This window comes from Acinetobacter sp. WCHAc010052 (assembly GCF_002165295.2).
GTDB classification, from domain to species: domain Bacteria; phylum Pseudomonadota; class Gammaproteobacteria; order Pseudomonadales; family Moraxellaceae; genus Acinetobacter; species Acinetobacter chinensis.
Map to the genome: position 1 here is coordinate 299311 of NZ_CP032143.1, position 22317 is coordinate 321627.

General features: G+C 42.9%; 17 protein-coding genes. All 17 read left to right on the plus strand.

Annotation, left to right across the window (positions count from 1 at the left end; genetic code table 11):
* Window positions 1-51 precede the first annotated feature (51 nt).
* The 17 genes from CDG61_RS01820 (at window position 52) to CDG61_RS01900 (ending at window position 22314) form a co-directional block, all read left to right on the plus strand.
* A complete protein-coding gene (locus tag CDG61_RS01820; protein ID WP_087512124.1) occupies window positions 52-1110 on the plus strand; it encodes a pilus assembly protein PilM in 1059 nt (352 codons plus the stop codon).
* Complete coding sequence (locus CDG61_RS01825) at window positions 1110-1778, plus strand: PilN domain-containing protein (protein WP_087549836.1); 669 nt, start codon at window positions 1110-1112, stop codon at window positions 1776-1778. The genes CDG61_RS01820 and CDG61_RS01825 overlap by 1 nt, the downstream gene beginning before the upstream one ends.
* The gene (locus tag CDG61_RS01830; RefSeq protein WP_087549837.1) at window positions 1775-2503 is read left to right on the plus strand and encodes a type 4a pilus biogenesis protein PilO; all 729 of its coding nucleotides are present in this window, start codon (window positions 1775-1777) and stop codon (window positions 2501-2503) included. The genes CDG61_RS01825 and CDG61_RS01830 overlap by 4 nt, the downstream gene beginning before the upstream one ends.
* On the plus strand, window positions 2503-3027 hold the full coding sequence (locus tag CDG61_RS01835) for a pilus assembly protein PilP (protein ID WP_087549838.1): 525 nt from the start codon (window positions 2503-2505) through the stop codon (window positions 3025-3027). The genes CDG61_RS01830 and CDG61_RS01835 overlap by 1 nt, the downstream gene beginning before the upstream one ends.
* A gap of 60 nt (window positions 3028-3087) precedes the next feature.
* Window positions 3088-5214 carry a type IV pilus secretin PilQ family protein gene (gene pilQ, locus CDG61_RS01840; RefSeq protein ID WP_171405620.1) on the plus strand — a complete coding sequence of 709 codons (2127 nt, stop codon included), beginning with the start codon at window positions 3088-3090 and terminating at the stop codon, window positions 5212-5214.
* A gap of 35 nt (window positions 5215-5249) precedes the next feature.
* The gene (gene aroK / locus CDG61_RS01845; protein WP_087549840.1) at window positions 5250-5789 is read left to right on the plus strand and encodes a shikimate kinase AroK; all 540 of its coding nucleotides are present in this window, start codon (window positions 5250-5252) and stop codon (window positions 5787-5789) included.
* Between the two features lie 25 nt (window positions 5790-5814).
* Window positions 5815-6894 (plus strand): 3-dehydroquinate synthase, encoded by a 1080-nt coding sequence (gene aroB / locus CDG61_RS01850; RefSeq protein WP_087549841.1) that lies wholly within the window; start codon window positions 5815-5817, stop codon window positions 6892-6894.
* Window positions 6895-6904: 10 nt separating this feature from the next.
* Complete coding sequence (locus CDG61_RS01855) at window positions 6905-7732, plus strand: hypothetical protein (RefSeq protein WP_087549842.1); 828 nt, start codon at window positions 6905-6907, stop codon at window positions 7730-7732.
* Between the two features lie 451 nt (window positions 7733-8183).
* Window positions 8184-12659 carry a glutamate synthase large subunit gene (gltB, locus tag CDG61_RS01860; protein WP_171405621.1) on the plus strand — a complete coding sequence of 1492 codons (4476 nt, stop codon included), beginning with the start codon at window positions 8184-8186 and terminating at the stop codon, window positions 12657-12659.
* 72 nt (window positions 12660-12731) lie between these two features.
* Complete coding sequence (locus CDG61_RS01865) at window positions 12732-14153, plus strand: FAD-dependent oxidoreductase (RefSeq protein WP_087549844.1); 1422 nt, start codon at window positions 12732-12734, stop codon at window positions 14151-14153.
* A gap of 309 nt (window positions 14154-14462) precedes the next feature.
* Window positions 14463-15353, plus strand: coding sequence for a metal-dependent hydrolase (locus CDG61_RS01870; protein WP_087549845.1), 891 nt, complete (start codon window positions 14463-14465; stop codon window positions 15351-15353).
* 190 nt (window positions 15354-15543) lie between these two features.
* On the plus strand, window positions 15544-16134 hold the full coding sequence (locus CDG61_RS01875) for a LemA family protein (protein WP_087549846.1): 591 nt from the start codon (window positions 15544-15546) through the stop codon (window positions 16132-16134).
* 22 nt (window positions 16135-16156) lie between these two features.
* Window positions 16157-17224: a TPM domain-containing protein gene (locus CDG61_RS01880; protein ID WP_087549847.1), complete on the plus strand. Its 1068-nt coding sequence runs from the start codon at window positions 16157-16159 to the stop codon at window positions 17222-17224.
* A complete protein-coding gene (locus CDG61_RS01885) occupies window positions 17218-17778 on the plus strand; it encodes a TPM domain-containing protein (protein ID WP_087549848.1) in 561 nt (186 codons plus the stop codon). Before CDG61_RS01880 ends, CDG61_RS01885 begins: the two co-directional genes overlap by 7 nt.
* 1862 nt (window positions 17779-19640) lie before the next feature.
* Window positions 19641-20039: a sugar 3,4-ketoisomerase gene (locus tag CDG61_RS01890; RefSeq protein WP_087549849.1), complete on the plus strand. Its 399-nt coding sequence runs from the start codon at window positions 19641-19643 to the stop codon at window positions 20037-20039.
* Window positions 20036-21211, plus strand: a complete 1176-nt coding sequence (locus CDG61_RS01895) for a formyltransferase family protein (RefSeq protein WP_087549850.1) — start codon at window positions 20036-20038, stop codon at window positions 21209-21211. Before CDG61_RS01890 ends, CDG61_RS01895 begins: the two co-directional genes overlap by 4 nt.
* A complete protein-coding gene (locus CDG61_RS01900) occupies window positions 21208-22314 on the plus strand; it encodes a DegT/DnrJ/EryC1/StrS family aminotransferase (protein WP_087549851.1) in 1107 nt (368 codons plus the stop codon). Before CDG61_RS01895 ends, CDG61_RS01900 begins: the two co-directional genes overlap by 4 nt.
* The last annotated feature ends 3 nt before the right edge of the window (window positions 22315-22317 follow it).

The window sequence follows — 22317 nt, forward strand, 5'->3', positions numbered from 1 at the left end:
CGATTAGTGGGTTAATTTTTTTGGGGATAAAAAAATAATAGGAATAGTATTGTGCTCAGGTTATATCGTAAGCCAAATAAGGGGTTAATGGGAGTAGATATCAGTTCTACTTCTGTTAAGTTACTGGAACTATCTGTAAAGAATGGTAGGTATTGGGTAGAGAGCTATGCACTTGTCCCATTACCGGAAGGCAGTGTTGTTGAAAAAAATATCCTTAACCCAGAAGCGGTTGGGGATGCGCTTGAACGTGCATTGAATCTGGCAAACTCGCAGTCCACATCTGCTGCAATGGCTATTCCAACCTCAATGGTGATTACCAAAACGATTGAGATGGATGCTGATATGACAGAAGATGAACGTGAAGTTCAGATTCGGATGGACGCAGAACAATACATTCCTTTCCCACTTGATGAAGTCAGTCTGGATTTTGAAGTTTTACCTGATCGTCTGGCAAATCCTTCACGTGTCAATGTTTTACTGGTCGCAACACCGATTGAAAATATTGAAGCACGTTCAGAAGCGCTGGAACTGGGTGGATTAACTCCAAAAATTGCAGATGTTGAAAGTTTTGCAATGGAGAATGCTTTTCAGGTGTTCTCTGAAACCTTGCCTATGGGGGCAAATACAGTCGGTATCCTGGATATCGGTCATACCATGACCACTTTGTCTGTATTGCAGAATAACAAAATCATATATACCCGTGAGCAGGTGTTTGGGGGCAAACAGCTGACTCAGGAAATTCAGAACCGTTACGGTCTGTCTTTTGAGGAAGCGGGGCGTGCTAAAAAGAGCCGGACTTTACCGGATGACTACGATGCTGAAGTGCTGGAGCCTTATCTTGAGGCTGTGGTTCAGCAGGCGGCACGTTCATTACAGTTTTTCTTTTCATCTTCTCAGTTTAATGAAATTGACCATATTCTGCTTGCAGGGGGTAATGCCAATATTCCGGGCCTTGCCAAACTGCTTCAGCAGAAACTGGGCTACCGTGTCACGATTGCCAATCCATTCCTTCAGATGGGCTTCTCACCGCAGATTGATATTAAAAAAATTGAGAATGATGCTTCCTCACTCATGGTGGCATGTGGTCTGGCATTGAGGAGTTTTGATTAATGGCAAGAATTAACCTGCTCCCTTGGCGTGATGCGTTAAGGGAAAAACGAAAAAAAGAATTTATAGCAATCTGTATTGGGGCTGCTTTAATTGGGGTGCTTGCTGTTGTACTGGCATGGTTCTTCTATGATCAGAAACTTCAGGATCAGGAACAGGCGAATCAGCTGGTGATCAGTACCAATCAGAATCTTGATGTTCAGCTCAAATCACTTGAGGGACTCCAGGATCAGCGTAATGCGATTGTGGAACGGATGAAGCTGATTCAGGGGCTGCAAGGGCAGAGACCGGTTACAGTGCGTCTTGTGGATGAGCTTGTACGTGTTACACCTGCATCTATGTACATTACAAAGTTTGATCGGCTGGGAGATAAATTCACAATTGAAGGTAAGGCGGAAAGCCCAAATACAGTGGCTGAATTCCTGAGAAATCTGGAAGCATCTCCGTGGTACCGCAACGCATTTATGAATTCATTCCTGGCAAAAGATGAAGATAAGAATAAAACCCAGACTTCAGTTGTGCCTCGTGTTGAAGAAAGCTATGGAACTTTTGTGGTTACAGCGGATCTCGACGAAATTGCAGCACCGGTAACATCAGAAAAAACTGCTGATACAGCAGCGGTATCTGCGGCTACAACAACGACTGGTTCAACAGCGGGGGCAGCACAATGAGTCGCGATGAATTTGATGAGTTAAATCAGGATGCTGCTGTTGCTCCGAAAAAGAAAATGACGCTGGATAAGTTTGTTCAGCAGTTCAATACGCTTGATCCGAATAATTATGGCAGCTGGCCTTTATCTGTAAAAATCACCTGCTGGATTTTTATCGCACTGATTATTTGTGCAATAGGCTATTTTGTGGTGATCAAACCGAAACTTGATGCAATCTCCAGTGCCAATGCACAGGAACAGAATCTGCTGAATGAGTTCCGTGAAAAAGACTCCAAACTGCGTAATTTACAGCAGTATCAGTTGCAGTTGCAGCAGATGGAAGCAAGTTTTAACCAACAGCTTGAACAGCTGCCAAAGGAAACTGAAATTCCTGGACTGGTTGAAGATATTAACGTGACGGGTGTGAATTCAGGACTGAAGTTTAAAAATATCCGTCTTGAAGGTGAAGTGAAGCAGGAATTCTTTATTGAACAGCCGATATCCATTGAAGCAACGGGTGATTATCATGCCTTTGGTTCATTTGTCAGTGGTATTGCTGCACTTCCACGTATTGTGACTTTACATGATTTTACAATTACAGCATCTGAGAACAAAGAGAAGAAATCTGATGTTCCTCAGGTCAGTTATACGGCAAAAGCAAAAACTTACCGTTATATCGGTAATACAGATAATCAGGCGGCTGGTACTGCTCCAGCGGATGCAGCGGCTGCTGGAGGAGCGAAATAATGAAAACAAAAATTTCTCTCGCTTTAGTTGCAGGTCTGTTGCTGGCAGGATGTGATTCGCGTATTGATGCAGTGAATCAGCAGATGGCGGATATCCGTAATCAGCCACCGATTCCAATCGAAGCTGCACCTGTGTTTGAACCTGCGCCAACATTTAACTATTCGGCACATCAGCTGAAAAGTCCATTTATGCCAAGTTCACTGGCTGCTGAGCTGAAAATCATGGCGGGGAAACGGGTTTATCCAAACCTGAACAGACAGCCTCAGCCACTTGAAAGCTATGCACTTGAAGCACTGAATATGAAAGGCAGTATGCGCAGTCAGACGGGTGACGTGCTTGCTCTGATTCAGACGCCTGATGGTGAGGTTGAGCGTGTGCAGCGTGGCAGTTATATGGGGATGAATCATGGTCGTGTGGTGAATATCACGCCTACGCAGATTGACCTTTTGGAAATTATTCCGGATGGGCGTGAGGGCTATGTGGAACGGCCGAGAAGCCTGGTGTTAATAGGACCAGCGCCTTAATTTAAAGGAATAAAAATGAATAACAGTTTTAAAGATTTTATTTTTGGGGATGGCAATACAATGAACAATTTGTTCCGTCAGTTTTCAATGGGTGCAGTGGCAATGGCTGTTATGCAGGCTGCCAGCGCTCAGGTCAGTATTACGAATATCGTACCTATGCAGATACCGGGGCAGGGAACAGAAGTTCGCGTGATGTTCAATGGATTGCCTCCGCAGCCTCAGGCTTATCAGCTTGAGAATCCATCCAGATTAATCCTGGATTTTGATAAAGCTCAGCAGAATCTGAAACAGAACTCAGTTGCTGTAGCAACCAGTGAAGCAAGCTCTGTCGATGTGACTTCAGATGCACAGCGTTCCAGGCTGACGGTTAACCTTGCAGATGCTGGTGCTTTCACCACACGTGTTGAAGGTAATACGTTCATCCTGAAAATTAACTCTGCGGGTGTGGCAGGAACAGCTCAGCCTGTTGCTCAGAAATCTGCACAGGGGATTTCCAATATTGGATTTAACAGAGGCTCTGATGGTGAAGGCCTGGTGGTGATTGATCTGCAGGGAAGCAATACACCTGTCGATGTTCAGCAGCAGGGCAGTAAGATCGTGGTCAGAACACTGGGAAATAAAGTCCCATCACATCTGACGCGCCGTCTGAATGTTAATGATTTTGCGACTCCTGTTTCAACCATTGACGCGCAGAATGATGGCAGTAATGGTGTGATTACGATTCAGTCATCTGGCAGCTACGAATACATGGCTTACCAGGCTGAAAATAAACTGACAATCAGTCTAAAGCGACCAGTGGATAAAAACCCACTGAAACCACGTGCTGCTAATACTTATACAGGTAAGAAGATTTCCCTGGACTTCCAGGATATCGAAGTTCGTCGTGTACTCCAGTTACTGGCAGATTTTACCGGTATTAATATGGTTGCAGCAGATACGGTTCAGGGAAATATTACTTTGCGTCTGAAGGATGTTCCCTGGGATCAGGCACTTGATATTATTCTGAAAACCAAAAATCTTGATAAACGCCGTAATGGTAATGTGATCTGGATTGCTCCGGTTTCAGAGCTGATCAAGGCTGAAGAAGAAGAAGCCAAAGCAATGGCGCAGAGTGTGAAACTGGCGCCACTGCAGACTGAATATATTCAGCTGAACTATGCGAAAGCAACAGATATCGAAAAACTGATTACACAGGGTAAAAACTCTTCAAACAATAGAGGTTCAGGGTCAGGAACGGATGCTGACAGTGTAGGTAGTTTACTGAGTCCACGTGGAACGATTTCGGTTGATCCAAGAACCAACACGATTATTGTCAATGACACCGCTCAGAAGATTGATCAAATCCGAAAAATGATCGATCTGCTTGATGTTTCTGTAAAACAGGTGATGGTTGAAGCACGTATCGTCCGTGCAACAACTGACTTTACCAAAGAAATGGGTGTGAAGTGGGGCATTCTGTCTCAAGGGATTACGAATAATAATAACCTGTTGGTTGGTGGTAGTGATACGACCCTATGGAACCTTCGTGAACCTGAAGAAGATGATGTAACCGGTGGTTATAAGTACACAATTGAACGTCCACAGAACCTGAACGTTGACCTGGGGGTGACGACTTCTGGAGCAAGTAAAATTGCTTTTGGTCTGATCAGTCTGTCTGATTTCATGCTAGATCTTGAATTGTCTGCATTACAGGCAGATGGCTATGGTGAAGTAATTTCAACACCGAAAGTTTTAACTGCGGATAAGCAGGCTGCCAAAGTGATGTCCGGTACGCAGATTCCTTATCAGTCAGCTGAAGGTGGTGGTGTAAATGCTGTGTCCAAGACAGAGTTTGTTGATGCAACACTGAGTCTGGATGTGACGCCGAGTATCACACCTGATGGTAAGATTCAGATGATGCTGGATATCACAAATGACTCAGTGGGCACTGCAACTCCAACGGGTCAGTTCACCATCAATAAAAACCAGATCAACACGAATGTGCTGGTGGATAATGGTGAGACGGTTGTACTGGGTGGGATATTTGAACAGGTCTCAACCAATACTCAGATCAAGGTACCTTTCCTGGGCGATCTGCCATATATTGGTCGACTGTTCCGTAAAGACTCCAAGTCTGACAAAAAGAGCGAGTTGCTGATTTTTGTTACACCACGAATAGTTAATGACAGTGTTTCGAGAAATCATTAATATATTTTAAATTTAGCAGAATAATAGGTGACTCCTTGCCAGGCAATGAGTTTGAAACCCTGCCAAATATATATTTGGTAGGGCCAATGGGTGCGGGGAAGACGACAGTAGGGCGACATCTTGCAGAGTTGCTTGGTCGGGAGTTTCTGGACAGTGATCATGAAATTGAGCGCAGGACAGGAGCATCCATTCCCTGGATTTTTGAAAAAGAAGGTGAACCGGGTTTCCGCAGTCGTGAAACCTCAGTCATTGATGAACTGACAACACGTAAACAGCTGGTACTTGCGACTGGCGGTGGTGTTGTCACTCAGTCTCCCAATCGGGAGTTTCTTAAACAGCGCGGTATTGTTGTTTATCTGTATACTCCTGTCGAAATTCAGCTTCAGCGTACTTATCGCGATAAAAACCGTCCCTTACTTCAGGTGGAAAATCCAGAGAAAAAACTCAGAGAGTTGCTCAGGATCAGAGATCCGTTGTATCGTGAAGTTGCACATCATATTATTGAAACCAACCAGGGGGCAGCCCGGGATCTTGCACAAAAGATTCTTCAGGTCGTTGTTTCAAAAAATACATAATCATAGGCAGACGGGCTTAATTTCCATGCAAACTTTATATGTTGAACTCGGCGATCGCCGTTATCCTATTTTTATTGGCAGTAAACTGAACGCTCAGGAGCTGCTTGAACCCTATATTCATGGTCATCAGGTCATGGTGGTGACCAATACAACTGTTGCTCCGCTGTATCTGGATCATTATGTTGCCGCGCTTGAAGCATCAGGAAAAACAGTTCATACCTGTATTCTGTCTGATGGTGAGAAATATAAGGATATTCAGCATCTGAATCTTATTTTTGATGCTTTACTTGAGGCAGGGTTTAACCGGGATTGTACGGTTCTGGCTTTGGGTGGTGGTGTGATTGGAGATATGGCGGGTTTTGCATCTGCAAGTTTTCAGCGCGGAGTCTATTTTGTGCAGGTTCCAACTACACTCCTGTCGCAGGTGGATTCAAGTGTGGGTGGGAAAACGGGTATTAATCATCCTTTAGGCAAAAACATGATTGGTGCTTTTCAGCAGCCACAGGTTGTACTTGCCGATATGTCTCAGTTAAGTACCTTGCCTCCAAGAGAGTTGTCTGCGGGTCTGGCTGAAGTAATTAAATATGCATTGCTGGGTGATGTAGAGTTTCTTGACTGGCTTGAACAGCATATGGGCGCGCTTGTTGCAGGCGATGAAACAGTGCTTGCAACTGCAGTTTATAAGTCCTGTGCGCATAAAGCACGGATTGTGGCAAGTGATGAAAAAGAACAGGGTGACCGTGCTCTGCTGAATCTGGGTCATACTTTTGGACATGCAATTGAATCATACCTTGGGTATGGTGAGTGGTTGCATGGTGAGGCTGTCGCGACGGGAATGGTTATGGCTGCTGATTTATCTTTCCGTATGGGGTGGATTTCAGAATCTGATCTGGAGCGTACAAAAAAAATCATTTTACGTGCCAATTTGCCGATCGTTTGTCCTAAAATTCCACTGGAAGAGTTTCTGGCTTATATGGCACATGATAAAAAAGTGCTGAATGGGCAGTTGAGACTTGTATTAATGAAAAAGCTGGGACAGGCTGTAATTACCCGTGACTTTGATGTTGAGTTGATGAAACAGGTAATTGTGGCGAATCAGCACTGATAGGTAACACATGACAGCAATCCGTACACAATGGCAAAAAATACAGGGCTACATCTGGTTGCTGCTGGGCGTTCTGTGTCTGTTTTTTGCGCTTATTTTCTGGGCTGTGACGGATAAGCAGGAACTGGCTGAAGTAGGTAACGTACCTGAGTCTGAGCTGGAGTTACAGATTCAGCCTGAAAAAGTTGCAGCAACGACCCATCTTGGTGCATTAATGGATGAGGTGAGACCACTGGAGCTAACCAACCGGGTTGTTGCCTCAGGTGATCATAATTTTGAATTTCGTGGTACCCGTTTTATAGATGAAAATAAAAAAGCTTCAACGGTTGAGCTGTTCAGAGTGACTGAAGAAGATATCATCAAAAGCTTTTTAAAAAAATTACCTCAGCGTAAAGACTACTATTACATACGTTTGAGTGGTGAAAACCAGGCAGAGCAATATGTGCTGCTGTATGGTCTGTTTAAAAACAGTGATGAGGCAAAAACGGCATTTGCTCGGCAGAATCTGGTTTTACCGCCATCCATTAAGCCTGTTGTGAGAACAATAGGACAGTATGCTGGACTTGTAAATGATCTGGGTGCTGATGAGATGGGATTGAACAGTAAGCTTTATGAAGTTCGTTTACGTCCTGCAGCACTGCCATTAATTGATGAAAGTTTACTTGCATTACCTAAGCCACAGCCTGCAGCACCTGCAACGCCAGGTGCATTGAGCACAACAACGACAACGGTTACCAGGCGTGATGCAGATGGTAATGTGGTGGATGTGCAGAAAAGTCACAGTAATACTGAAAGTAAGCCTGTCACACCTCAGTCTCCAGTTTCTGCACCAGAATAGGTTCAGCGGATTCAATCGGACTAAAATAGAGCAAAACAATATTTAAACAGATTTTTTTGCCCAAATGTGGTGCAATTATTTTAATGAAAAAGCCTGCTTTTTGTTGTACTGAAGTCGAATTACACAGTAATCAGAAGATTTAACAAACATAAATATAATTTGGCATATTTATTGCTTTATTGGTGCATGAGTTGAGTCAATATCCCTGTTTTGGCGCGAAATGATTCAATGAGTGTGTGGGATTTTTCAGGTCAGCTGCTTTAAAAGAGTGCGGATTTACTGCAGACATTTTGCAGATATTTCATGCATCGGGAATAAAATCGGATTATCTTAATCATAAGAGAGTGATTTGTCCTGTACTGAACAGAGCTTCGCTGAATTGAACGACACAAGTAATAAAATTGTTAATTTGCCCAATGGGCCTATGTAAAAAGAAGGGTACGCTATGCACATGCCATCGCCTAATACTGTAGCTCCCGCTCAAGGTTTATACCAACCGGATGAGTTTAAAGATAACTGTGGTTTCGGTTTGATCGCCCATATGCAGGGTGATGCAAGCCATGACCTGGTCAAGACCGCAATTCATAGCTTAAGTTGCATGACGCACCGTGGTGGTATTGCTGCTGATGGTAAGACGGGCGATGGCTGTGGTCTGTTACTGGCTATGCCGAAAAACTTCTTTCGTGAAGAAGCTAAAAAAATCAGTGACATTACACTGAGTGAAATTTTTGCAGTCGGGACCATTTTCCTGAACCTGGATCCAGCACTTGCTGCACATGCTAAACAGATTTTAAGTAAAGAAATTGAGGAAGAAGGTTGCCGTGTTATTGGCTGGCGTGTGGTTCCAACCAATAATGATGCACTGGGTTCAATTGCAATGCAGTCTTTGCCTGCATTTGAACAGATCTTTGTCAACTGCCCAATGGGTGTGACAGAGGTTGAGTTCAACCGTAAATTATTTATGGCACGTCGTCGTGCAGAGCAGCAACTGACTGCTGACCCTTATTTTTATGTTACAACGCTATGTTCGACTGTCATCACCTATAAAGGTCTGATGATGCCTGAATACATCACCGATTTTTATACAGATCTTGCCGATGAGCGTCTGGCATCTCATATTGTGGTGTTCCATCAGCGTTTCTCAACCAATACATTGCCACGCTGGCCACTGGCGCAGCCATTCCGTTACCTGGCACATAATGGTGAAATCAACACCATTACAGCAAACCGTAACTGGGCTGTGGCACGTACGCCTAAATTTGAAAACCCATTACTGCCTGGTCTGACTGAGCTGAATCCTATTGTAAACCGTACAGGTTCGGATTCTTCAAGCATGGACAACATGCTTGAAATCCTGGTAGGCGGTGGTATGGATCTGTTCCGTGCACTGCGTATGCTTGTACCACCTGCATGGCAGAACGTTGAAACTCTGGATGCTGATTTACGTGCATTCTATGAGTTCAACTCCAAACATATGGAAGCATGGGATGGTCCTGCTGGACTCGTGATTCAGGATGGTCGTCATGCGATCTGTATGCTGGATCGTAACGGTTTACGTCCTGCACGCTGGGTAATTACCAAAAATGGTTACATCACACTCGCATCAGAAATTGGTGTATGGGGTTATGAGCCTGAAGATGTGATTTCAAAAGGACGTGTTGGTCCGGGTCAGATTCTGGTGGTGGATACCTTTACAGGCAAAATGCTCGATACGAAAGATGTCAGTAATCACCTGAAAAAAATGCGTCCTTACCGCGAATGGTTACGTGAAAACTCCGTTCGTGTACAGGGCAGCCCAGAACTCGAAGAATATTTATGTGATCAGGGCTTAAAAGGTGATGACCTGAAAGCGGCACAGAAAATGTTCATGGTGACGTTTGAAGAGCGTGATCAGTTGCTTCGTCCAATTGCCGAAAGTGGTCAGGAAGCGGTTGGTTCAATGGGTGATGATACGCCAATGGCCGTTCTGTCACGTCAGGTTCGCCATGTGACGGATTATTTCCGTCAACAGTTTGCTCAGGTGACGAATCCACCAATTGATCCATTACGTGAATCCATCGTGATGTCACTGGAAACCTGCCTGGGTCGTGAGCAGAATGTCTTTGAACAGGGACCTGAACATGCAGACCGTCTGATTGTGTCCAGTCCTGTACTGTCAAATTCGAAAATGCATCAGATCCGCACCAGTGGTCGTAAAGGCTATGAAATTGCAGATATTGATCTGAACTATCCTGAAACAGAAGGTCTTGAAGCAGCAATTACCCGTATCTGTGAAGATGCAGCTCAGGCGATCCGTGACGGTAAAACATTGCTTGTAATTTCTGACCGTAAAATCCGTCAGGGTTATTTACCTGCCAACGCAGCGATGGTCACAGGTGCAATTCACCATTATCTGATCAGTGTTGGGCTGCGCACAGATGCAAACATCATTGTCGAAACGGCACTTGCACGTGATCCGCATCAGTTTGCGGTGATCTTAGGCTTTGGTGCGACAGCGATTTATCCATACCTTGCTTATGATGTGATCAATGATCTGATTGCTAAAGGTGAGCTGTTAGGCGACCCAATTCATGCACAGGCCAATTTCCGTAAAGGGATTGATAAAGGCTTGCTGAAAGTTCTTTCGAAAATGGGTATTTCCACGGTTGCTTCATACCGTGGCGGTCAGCTATTTGAAGCTGTGGGTTTGTCCGATGAAGTGGTTGCAAAATGCTTTACAGGTGTGCCAAGCCGTATTAAAGGTGCGACTTTTGAAGACCTTGAAAATGATCAGAAAAAACTGGCAGAAACGGCGTGGAAATCCCGTAAGCCAATTGATCAGGGTGGCTTGCTGAAGTTTGTATTCGATAAGGAATACCATGCATTTAACCCGGATGTGATCAATGCGCTGCACAAATCGGTACGTTCAGGCAATTATGCAGACTTTAAAGAATATGCAGAGCTTGTAAATACCCGTCCGATTGCAACGATCCGTGATTTATTGAAACTGAAAACTGAAAATCCAATTCCTTTGGAAGCAGTAGAATCAGTTGAAGAAATTCTGCCGCGTTTTGACTCTGCGGGTATGTCGTTGGGTGCATTGTCACCTGAAGCGCATGAAGCGATTGCGATTGCGATGAACACCATTGGTGGTCGTTCAAACTCAGGTGAGGGCGGTGAAGACCCTGCACGTTATGGCACGATCCGTAACTCAAAAATCAAACAGATTGCATCGGGTCGTTTCGGTGTAACTCCAGCCTACTTAACCTCTGCGGAAGTGTTGCAGATTAAAGTGGCGCAGGGTGCGAAACCAGGTGAAGGTGGTCAGTTACCGGGTGGTAAAGTGAATGGCTTAATTGCACGTTTACGTTATTCAGTACCGGGTGTAACGCTGATTTCTCCGCCACCGCATCATGACATTTATTCAATCGAAGATTTATCACAATTGATCTTTGACTTAAAACAGGTCAATCCTCAAGCGATGGTCTCTGTGAAACTGGTCTCTGAGCCTGGTGTAGGTACGATTGCTGCAGGTGTTGCGAAAGCGTATGCCGACTTCATTACTATTTCTGGTTATGACGGTGGTACAGCGGCTTCGCCATTATCATCAATTCACCATGCCGGTTCTCCATGGGAATTAGGTCTTTCTGAAGCGCATCAGGCACTTCGTGTAAATGATCTTCGTGGTAAAGTTCGCGTACAAACCGATGGTGGTTTAAAAACAGGTTTAGATGTTGTTAAAGCTGCGATTCTGGGTGCTGAAAGCTTTGGTTTTGGTTCAACACCAATGATTGCTTTAGGTTGTAAATACCTGCGTATCTGCCACCTGAATAACTGTGCAACCGGTGTTGCAACTCAGCAGGATCATTTACGTCAGGAGCACTATATCGGTGAACCTGAAATGCTGATCAACTTCTTCCACTTCATTGCAGAAGAGACCCGCGAGTGGCTTGCTGCTTTAGGTGTTGCATCTTTAAAAGACCTGATTGGCCGTACAGATTTACTGGAAATGTTACCGGGTGAAACTGACAAACATGCGCATCTGGATCTGAGTGCATTACTTGAGTCGCATCCATCAGCAGAAGGCAAAGCGCAGTACTGTCAGGTTCAGGGCAATGCGCCATTTGACAAAGGCTTGCTTGCAGAAAAAATGATTGCTGAAATGTTGCCAGCGATTGAAGCAGGAACAGGCGGTGAATATCACTTTACTGTGGGTAACTGTGACCGTTCAATCGGTGCCCGTATCTCAGGTGAAATTGCAAAACGTTATGGCAACCTGAGCATGGAAGCACATCCTGTTAAGCTGAATCTGACAGGTACTGCAGGTCAGTCTCTGGGTGTGTGGAATGCTGGTGGTCTGCATATCAGACTTGAAGGTGATGCCAACGACTATGTCGGTAAAGGCATGGCAGGTGGTCGTGTGTCGATCTTCCCTCCAAAAGGTTCACCATTCCAGACTCAGGAAACAGCAATTATTGGTAATACCTGTCTCTATGGTGCAACTGGCGGTAAATTATTTGCAGCTGGTACAGCAGGCGAGCGTTTTGCAGTACGTAACTCAGGTGCATTTGCTGTCATCGAGGGTGCAGGTGACCATTGCTGTGAATATATGACTGGCGGTATTGTGACGGTACTGGGTAAAGTAGGGCATAACTTCGGTGCAGGTATGACTGGTGGTTTTGCTTATGTGCTTGATCTGGATAATGACTTTGTAGATCATTACAACCATGAACTGATCGAGTTGAACCGTATTTCAACTGAATCCATGGAAGAACATAAAGAGTTCCTTGGTCGTATCCTGGATGAACACATCAAGGAAACTGGCAGTGCCTGGGCGTATAAGATCCGTAATGAGTTTGATTTCTATGGCCGTAAATTCTGGCTGGTGAAACCAAAAGCGGCAAACTTACAGACGCTTCTGAAAACCACTCAAGCTGACCCACAATAATTCCACGACTGCAGATAGATAGGCAGGCACAGCTGAAAAGAGACAGACTGTGCCTACCCACGGAGTAGAGACATGGCAGAGCGCCTAAACAATGACTTTCAATTTCTGGACGTAGCCCGTCAGGATCCAGAAAAAAAAGATCTCAATGTCCGCAAAGCAGAGTTTGTGGAAATTTATAAACCTTTTACAGCAGAAGTTGCGGCAAATCAGACGCATCGCTGTTTAGGCTGTGGTAACCCATATTGTGAATGGAAATGTCCAGTACATAACTACATTCCTAACTGGCTGAAACTGATTGCGGAAGGTCGTATTTTTCAGGCAGCAGAACTGTGTCATCAGACCAACACCCTGCCGGAAGTCTGTGGACGTGTCTGTCCACAGGACCGTCTGTGTGAAGGTGCATGTACTTTAAATGATGGTTTTGGTGCAGTAACCATTGGTAATGCCGAAAAATATATCAATGACACGGCTTTTGCACTGGGCTGGCGTCCGGATATGTCTTCTGTAAAGTGGACAGATAAAAAAGTTGCGATCATTGGGGCTGGACCTGCCGGTCTGGGCTGTGCAGATATTCTGGTGCGTAGTGGTGTTAAACCGGTTGTCTTTGATAAACGCCCTGAAATTGGCGGCTTACTGACTTTTGGTATTCCAGAATTTAAAATGGAAAAAGACGTGATGAAACGCCGCCGTGAAATTTTCACAGGTATGGGCGTGGAGTTCCGTTTAAATACGGAAATCGGTACAGATATCACGATTGATCAGTTGCTTGCAGATTACGATGCAGTCTTTATGGGTATGGGAACATACACGTATATGAAAGGCGGTTTTGCAGGTGAAGACCTGGATGGTGTGGTTGATGCACTGGATTTCCTGATTGCCAATGTCAACCGTACACAAGGCTGGGAAAAAGATCCTTCAGAATACATCAGTGTTGAAGGCAAAAAAGTGATTGTGCTGGGTGGTGGTGATACCGCAATGGACTGTAACCGTACATCCATCCGTCAGGGTGCTGAGTCAGTCACCTGTGCTTACCGCCGTGATGAAGAAAACATGCCGGGATCACGCCGTGAAGTAAAAAATGCGCGTGAAGAAGGTGTTGAATTCCAGTTTAACCGTCAACCGATTGAAATCGTTGGTGAGAACGGTAAAGTGACCGGTGTTAAATTTGTGACGACTCAGTTAGGTCAGCCTGACAGCCGTGGCCGTCGCAGTCCTGAACCCGTTCCTGGTTCAGAGGAAATACTGGCGGCAGATACCGTATTGCTGGCATTCGGTTTCCGTACCAGTCCTGCTGACTGGTTCACTTCTGCAAACATCAGTCTGGATGGCTCAGGTCGAGTGCTTGCAGCGGAAAAGCAAGAATATAAATTTCAGACATCCAACCCGAAAATTTTTGCGGGTGGCGATATGGTGCGTGGCTCTGACCTGGTTGTAACAGCAATCTGGGAAGGTCGTCAGGCAGCAGAAGGTATTCTGGATTACCTTGATGTGTAAGATGGAACGATCACATTAAAAAATACAGAGACCCATTAACAACGCCTGCATTTATGCAGGCGTTGTTTTCTGTCGGAATCCTGCAGGTTTTAGTGACATTTCATTACAGTGAAGTTTTGTGCTGAACTTTTTATATCATTTTGATAAATAAATATTTTAATAAGTTTTTGCTGTTTGTTTTCCTGATGGGTGAATGGCTTTTTTGACAGAATGAGCACTTTGGTCATTTCGTGACGGATCATGCAATATACAAATGTGCATTATCTGCCAGTATAAATCATTATTTCCCGATCTTGTCTGGATTCTGAAATGACAACTACTCAAGCGACAACAGAAAAATCATATTTAAAGCGTCCGAAAGCGATTGGCATTACTGTACGTAAACCACAGTTCAATCCTAAAGCCATCCGTCGTCATTTTTTTGCAAATTCTCCGGTCATGTCTCACCTGTTGACGGCATTGTCCTCCACATTTCCCATTGGTGAGCAGTTCTTTGTCCATAGTGTGCGGAACGTCCGTGAAAAGGTCACTGATGAAAAACTTCAGGCTGAAATAGCTGCATTTATTGGTCAGGAAGCCATGCATTCCAAAGCACATGCAGAATTTAATGATGCATGGCGTCGTGATGACTATAACCTGGACAGTTTCCAGGCATGGCTTGGTCGCCGTGATGCATTTATTAAAAATGCTCACCCAAAACTGCAGCTGGCCGTTACCTGTGCTTTTGAGCATTTCACGGCTTTACTGGGCGGTTATATTTTACGTCATCCTGAAGTGCTCAGTACCCTGGATGATGATGCAATCAAGCTTTGGGTCTGGCATGCTATTGAAGAAATTGAACACCGTGCCGTTGCCTTTGATGTGTACCAGGCTGTTTATAAGGATGACAAAGTCCGTAGGAATGTCATGAAAAGTGTGACCACGGGTTTTGCAAGCCTGACTTTCTATTCGGCTTCCCGTCTGTTTATGCAGGACTGGCGTAAAAGTGTGCCTAAAGTGACGCAGAATGCTTTTGGTGTATATATGATTGCAAAAATGCTGATTTCACTGATCCCTGAATATCTGTCTTATTTCAAAGCAGATTTTCATCCGTCAGAAATTGATTACACAGATCTTGTGAATCACTGGAAAGCCAGACTTGCAGATGAATATGACATGGATGGATTTAAACCTGAACTGAAAGCCGTACTGTACAGCTGACAGGTTTTCTGATTCCTTTTATTCCTGTCTGGAAAAGATGGAGCAGTTCCTTTGATGATAATGAAACCGGGATATTCCCGGTTTTTTTATTGTTTATACGGAGTTAAACAAAATAAACACAACAGGGTATAAAATTCACTACAATGGAAATATTTATACAAATACAAAGAAATACCTGAGGATAAAAGCGATGAATTATATCAAAAAAGGCATGCTTGCTATGGCTCTGGCTTCAACTCTGACTGTATCAGGCTGTGGCTATAACACTTTACAGGTTAAGGATGAAGCGGTAACAGCTGCCTGGTCTGAGGTGGAAAACCAGTATCAGCGCCGTGCTGATCTTGTGCCAAATCTGGTCAATGTTGTGAAAGGTTATGCAAAACATGAAGAGCAGGTGCTGACTGAAGTGACTCAGGCACGCTCCAATGTTGCGGGCTTAAAAGTCGATAAAGAAGTCCTGGAAAACCCAGAGCTGTTTAAAAAATATCAGGAAGCACAGGCACAGATGACAGGTGCGCTGTCACGTTTAATCGCAGTGTCAGAAAATTATCCGGACCTGAAAGCCAATGAACAGTTCCGTGATCTGCAGGTTCAGCTTGAAGGTACAGAAAACCGCATTTCAGTTGCACGTAACCGATATATCACAACGGTTCAGGATTTTAATGCCTATTCACGTCAGTTCCCACAGGTCATGACTGCCAAGGTGATTGGTATGAAGACTAAACCAAATTTCAGTGCAGAACAGGGTACTCAGAATGCACCGAAAGTTTCATTTGAATAACTCATTGAATTGAGGTGTGCTGATGCCTGAGTCTTTCTGGAAGCAATCATCATTCAACCGGGTATTTCAGCTGATTCTGTTCAGCCTGGTGCTCTGTTGCAGTACGGTCAGCTGGAGTGAGGTTGCAACAGCAACAGATGAAAGTGCTGATACGGTGGTGGCTGCTAAAATATTGAAGCAGCAACAGGCAAACAGTCAGAAAGCACCCGTAGATGCAACAGCTGTAGAAGTACAGCAGCCACAGATTCAGAACGACATGGCAGATGGTGAGTCCATACGCAGCCTGCCGACACTGAATGAACCTGTGGTGGATCAGACAGGAATATTAAGTCCGGCTGAAAAACAGCAGATCAGTCAGCGCATATTACAGCTGCATCAGCAGGGCAAGGCACAGATCGGTGTCATTATTGTCCCAACCACGGGGCAGGAAGATATCTTTGACTTTGCCATGCGCAGTGCAGAAAAATGGAAGTTGGGTTCTGCAAAACAGGACAATGGTTTATTGATGGCAATAGCCATCAATGACCGGCGGATTCAGATTCTGACCGGTTATGGGCTTGAAGGTGTACTGCCGGATATTATCACCAGCCGGATTATCAGAAATCAGATCACACCTTATTTTAAACAGGCTCAGTATGCGCAGGGGATAGATGCAGGACTGGCAGAAATTGAAAAAATTCTGAATATGGATACTGAAACGGCTCAGAAAGCTGCGCAGGAACTCAAAGAGCGTCAGGAGCAGGCACTGCATGAACAGCAAGCCAAAGATCGGACTTTCAGTACAGCATTGTTCATTCTGGTTGCAGGTGTTTTTGCGTCCTATCTGGTAGGTAACCGCCTCAGTGCATCGACTGCTGCGGTTGCAGGTGTAGTTGCAGGACTGGTCAATGGTGCAGGACTGGTCACCAGTCTGTTACTAGGCGTGGGAATTTTCTTTTTATTGATTACTGCACTGGCTCAAACCATCTTTCAGCTGTTTTTGTCTTCTTCAGGTCGCGGTGGAAGTGGTGGTGGAGGATTTGGCGGTGGAGGAGGCTACAGTGGTGGCGGTGGTGGTTTTGGCGGAGGAGGTGCATCAGGCTCATGGTAACTAAAACAGAAACGACAGAAATCGTCACAGAACCAAAACTGCATGAAGTGTCACAGCCCAGTTTTAAGCGCTGGCTGAAACATTTCCTTTTTATGCCTGCAACAAAACGTTATTTTTCCAAAGCAGATCAGCAGGCTATCGCACAGGCGGTAAAGCAGGCAGAGCAGGGGCATATTGGTGAAATTCAGGTTGTGATAGAAGGACATATTCCCGCCAGTCAGGCCTACCATCAGAATACTTTACATCGGGCGAGACAGCTGTTTGCAGAATTGGGTGTTTGGGATACAGAACTGAACAGTGGTGTTCTGATTTATCTGAACCTCTGTGAGAAAAAAGTGGAGATTGTCATTGACCGTGGTATTAAAAATGCAACAGAACAGACTGTCTGGAATGAAATCTGCTTGGAGATCGCAAAAGAATTAAGCAGTGGGCAATATCGTCTGGCAATGGTGAATGGGGTCATAAAAACTGGGGAAATACTGGATTTATTTTACGCAAATAAATATACAGACAGTAAAAATGAACTGGGAAACAGCCCAATTTTGTTAGGTTGAAGAATATATTAACTAATAAAATATGTCAGTTAATTACATAAGATAATAATCGATAGCTTTGTTGGTCACAGATTTAAAAATTAAGATTTTCTATATTTACTCACATTTAAGTTACGACTTGATATGTGGTCGACTTAATTCAGTAAATCTATTGAGGGTGTGCTAAACGCATATGAATTTCCTTTACCTGACTGAAAAAGTTCCTTGCTGTTAATTTTTCTCATAATAATTTGATGCAATACATCCTGGTTTTATTAAACTTTGGTGATGATAATCAGGTCATTTTTTCCAGATGACTCTACTTAAGCACTTGATTATTTTTTTAATAGTTTATTCTTTTTAAAGACTCTGCTTGCTTGTTTTTTCAATGCTGGAAATTATTTTATGGAGGAATCACCACGTATGCCTGTTGATCAGAAATTACTTATCGGCAGTATTGGGTATAAAGCTCCATTTGGATAAACAGAACTAATCTGTTCATCTGACGGAATTTGAGCAAGTCAGTTTCAAGGAATCAAAGGGTCACTGGTATTGAAATGTCTATGGATAGTTGGAGACAAAATATTCTGAGAGAATACGTCTATGATAAAATCTGAATATCTCCTTGAAATAAAAGGATGAGCTGTTCCTTTACTTCATGAATCTGAGAAAATACTCATCAACCTGGTGGTATTCAAAGCAATTTCACCTAAATCAGGTTGTATACTTGAAACACTTTATGACAGGTATCAGAAGTATCTCGATCAACAGTACACTGTCAGAGTACAGGTGTTCGTCTGATGTTAATATATTGCAATACAAGGTGTATAGCATGGAAAGAACAAAGGCTGCATAGTACGGTTGACTATGTTTCAGCTTGTCAGTATTAAGCAATATCCTATAATAGGATCAATGTTTTAGATTCGGTTACATCATTTAAATAAACTCTCTCTGATAGAATCGGTACCGTTCAAAATGAGATGGGTAGAGGATCAGCTGAAGTTTTTGGGGTGGGTATTCATAAAACTATTGAATAGTATTTAAAATAAGACTGCTGGACTGGCAGACACAATTTGATGGTCTGGAAAGATGACATGGAACGGTACTTCAGTGGTGATCAACTTAATAAAATAATTCAGTGCTTTTGCATTGATATTGCTGCTTTTTAAAACAGTAATTTTACCAGATCTATTTAAGGGGGAAGTCAGTCTGTGCAGTTGAAGTGGATGAAGGTCATTGGGGGTAAAACGAAAACATGGCTGTCATAGTGAACTTAAAAGAGGTAGAGGCATACTTAAATAATCTGTCTTTAGTATGTTTGAGTGAAAGGGTAGGGGCTATACTGAAATTGTATCTGACTGTAAAAAGCAGATGTTACAAGCTCTGATGTTGGGGAAGATGTCATTGTAAGGTGTGATAATGGTTTGGCTGATGTGGGCTATTCAAAGCATCTTCAGGTAAATTAGGGTGCGAAAGATTTAAGAATGGTGAATGTCATATTAATAACATAGAATCTTCTGGAACTTTATTAAAAGAAGCTCGGCAAAATTTAATGGGGTAATTTACTGCTTTGATTTATACATCAAAGAATCTGTATGGTCTTGGAAAATATAATCTGATGAGCTTGCCAAAGAATTATGGAAACTTATCTATAAAGTTAATTTTTCCTGGTTTAGAGATTTTATAATCTGGATCAGTGTTCGTTGAGTGAAAAATGGCAGTTACCAGGATGAAAGATCAGGTAGAAATTTATAAGATTAAACACAAAAGAGGAAGTTACTTTTCAACAAAGGTTAACGTTAATCAATATATTCAGTGAATTGCAAATCAACTCAGTAAAAATAGTTATGTTCAGTATTTAGTGGAATTAGTAGGAAATAAAAATGGGTCTAATACAATGGGTTGATTTAAAGGTACTTGGTGATGACCGTGGCTCACTCATTGCTTTAGAAGCTAAAAAAACAGTCCCCTTTGATATTAAGCGTGTATATTACATTTTTGATACACAACAAGGTGTAGGACGTGGTTTCCATGCCCATCACAACCTGAAGCAGATTGCAGTTTGTGTTATTGGTAAGTGTCGCATGATTCTGGATGATGGTAAAACCCGTGAAGAAGCCTGGCTGGACTCTCCGACGAAAGGCTTACTTATTGGAGATTTAGTCTGGCGGGAAATGCACGACTTCAGTGACAACTGTGTACTATTGGTATTAGCCAGCGAATATTACGATGAAACTGACTATATTCGTGATTATAATGAGTTTTTACAGGTATCCGGATGATTGTTATTGCTGGTAAAAATGATATAGCTGTTCATGGACTTATTTTAGCAATTGAGTTCTATGGTGCTGAGAATGTTGCTGTAATAATAAATAAAAATGACACCGGAATTGATGGTTGGCAGAGATCATTGTTGAAAGCTGCAGTGGAAGCGAAGGTTAAAGTCTTATCACTTGATGAGGTTTACTCAAAACAAATAAAGCTTTTCCTTTCGCTTGAATTTGACCAGATAATTAAACCTGAAAAATTAAAAATTGAAAATATTTTTAATATACATTTTTCAAAATTACCGAAGTATAAAGGAATGTATACTTCGGTATGGCCAATATTATATGGTGATAATGAGACGGCTGTCACCTTGCATAAAATAGATAGTGGCATTGATACTGGTGATATAATAGCTCAGGAAGTTTTTACACTAAGCGAAAAAGATAGAAGTCAGGATTGCTACAGGAAATATATTAAAAACTCAAAAAAATTATTGGATGATAATTTTGAAAAAATAGTCAATTCTACTTTTGAGAGCAGAGAGCAACCTTCTGATGAATCAACTTATTTTTCTTCAAAAACAATAAATTTCCATGAATTAAACATAGAGTTTAATAAAACAGCTTGGCAAGTAAAGCGTCAAGTATATGCTTTTAGTTTTAGACCATACCAACTTCTATGTTTGGATAATAAGAAAATTTCAGAGGTTGTTATTACGAAAGATAAGTCAAAGTTAAAACCAGGCACTATAATTGACAAGAGTGAAAATTATACTTTGATTTCAACTATAGATTACGATATTGAACTGCATTTTGATGACCTTAATGGTTTTTTAAAAAAAATACCAACCATATCTCTAGTGGATTTTAAAAAAAATTTGACTCAGATACTGGGAATAAATGATAGGAATGAAAAAGGTTGGTCACCAATAATAGTAGCGGCGTATCATGGCAGAAAAGATATAATTGATTTCTTAATAGAAAATGGCGCTGACATAAATGATAGAAGTTATCGAGGTACAACTGTTTTAATGTATGCTAAGGATTACTCAATAGTTAATGATGATTCTACTATTTTTCGCTATCTTATGAGTTTAGGTGCCGATGCAAATTTAAAAGATTGGTCAGGAAAAAAGATTTTAGATTATATAACTAACAAACAAGCTAAGTTTTTAGGGCTTCTATGAACAACGTCCCTTTCCTCGACCTTAAGGGTATTAATGCTCAGTACCGTGATGAGTTGATCGCTGCTTGTACTAAGGTGGTTGATTCTGGTTGGTATATTATGGGTAATGAACTTGCGCAATTTGAACAGGAGTTCGCTAACTACTGTGGTACCAGATACTCAGTTGGTGTGGCTAACGGCTTGGATGCACTGATTCTAACACTACGCGCATGGAAAGAACTGGGTAAATTAAAAGACGGCGACGAAGTGATAGTACCTTCCAATACCTACATTGCCAGTATTTTAGCCATTAGTGCCAATAACTTAGTACCTGTATTGGTTGAGCCAGACTTAGCCAGTTATAATCTGTGCCCCGTAAAAGCAGCCGCAGCGATAACCCTGAAAACGCGTGCAATTTTACCTGTGCATTTATATGGTCAGTTGGCCGATATGCCTGCTATTATGGATATCGCTCAGCGTTACAATTTATTAGTGCTAGAAGATTCTGCCCAGGCACATGGTGCCAGCATTGACGGCAAAAAAGCTGGTAATTGGGGTGACGCATCAGGCTTTAGCTTCTACCCTGGTAAAAACCTTGGGGCATTAGGTGATGCAGGTGCTGTCACCACCAACGATGACGAACTCGCTGAAACTTTACGTGCCCTACGCAATTATGGCTCACTTGAAAAATACAAAAATTTATTTCAGGGCATGAATAGCCGTTTAGATGAAATCCAGGCTGCTATGCTTAGCGTCAAGCTCAAACATCTCGATACTGAAATAGCCCACCGCCGTAAAGTTGCTGCCACATACCTCGCAGGTATTAATAATACCGCTATTATCTTACCCACCCCCCACGATGAGGCACATGTTTGGCATGTGTTTGTAATCCGTTGCGAACAGCGCGAAGCATTGCAAAAACATTTGCTTGATTCTGGCATACAAACCTTAATCCACTACCCAATTCCACCACATCAGCAGCAGGCATATAGAGAATGGAATATGGACAGCTATCCACTTGCTGAGCTGATTCACCAGCAAGTGATAAGCTTGCCGATTGGGCCGACGATAACAGATGAACAGGTTATTGCAGTGATTAAAGCCTGCAACAGCTACAAGGGCTAAATA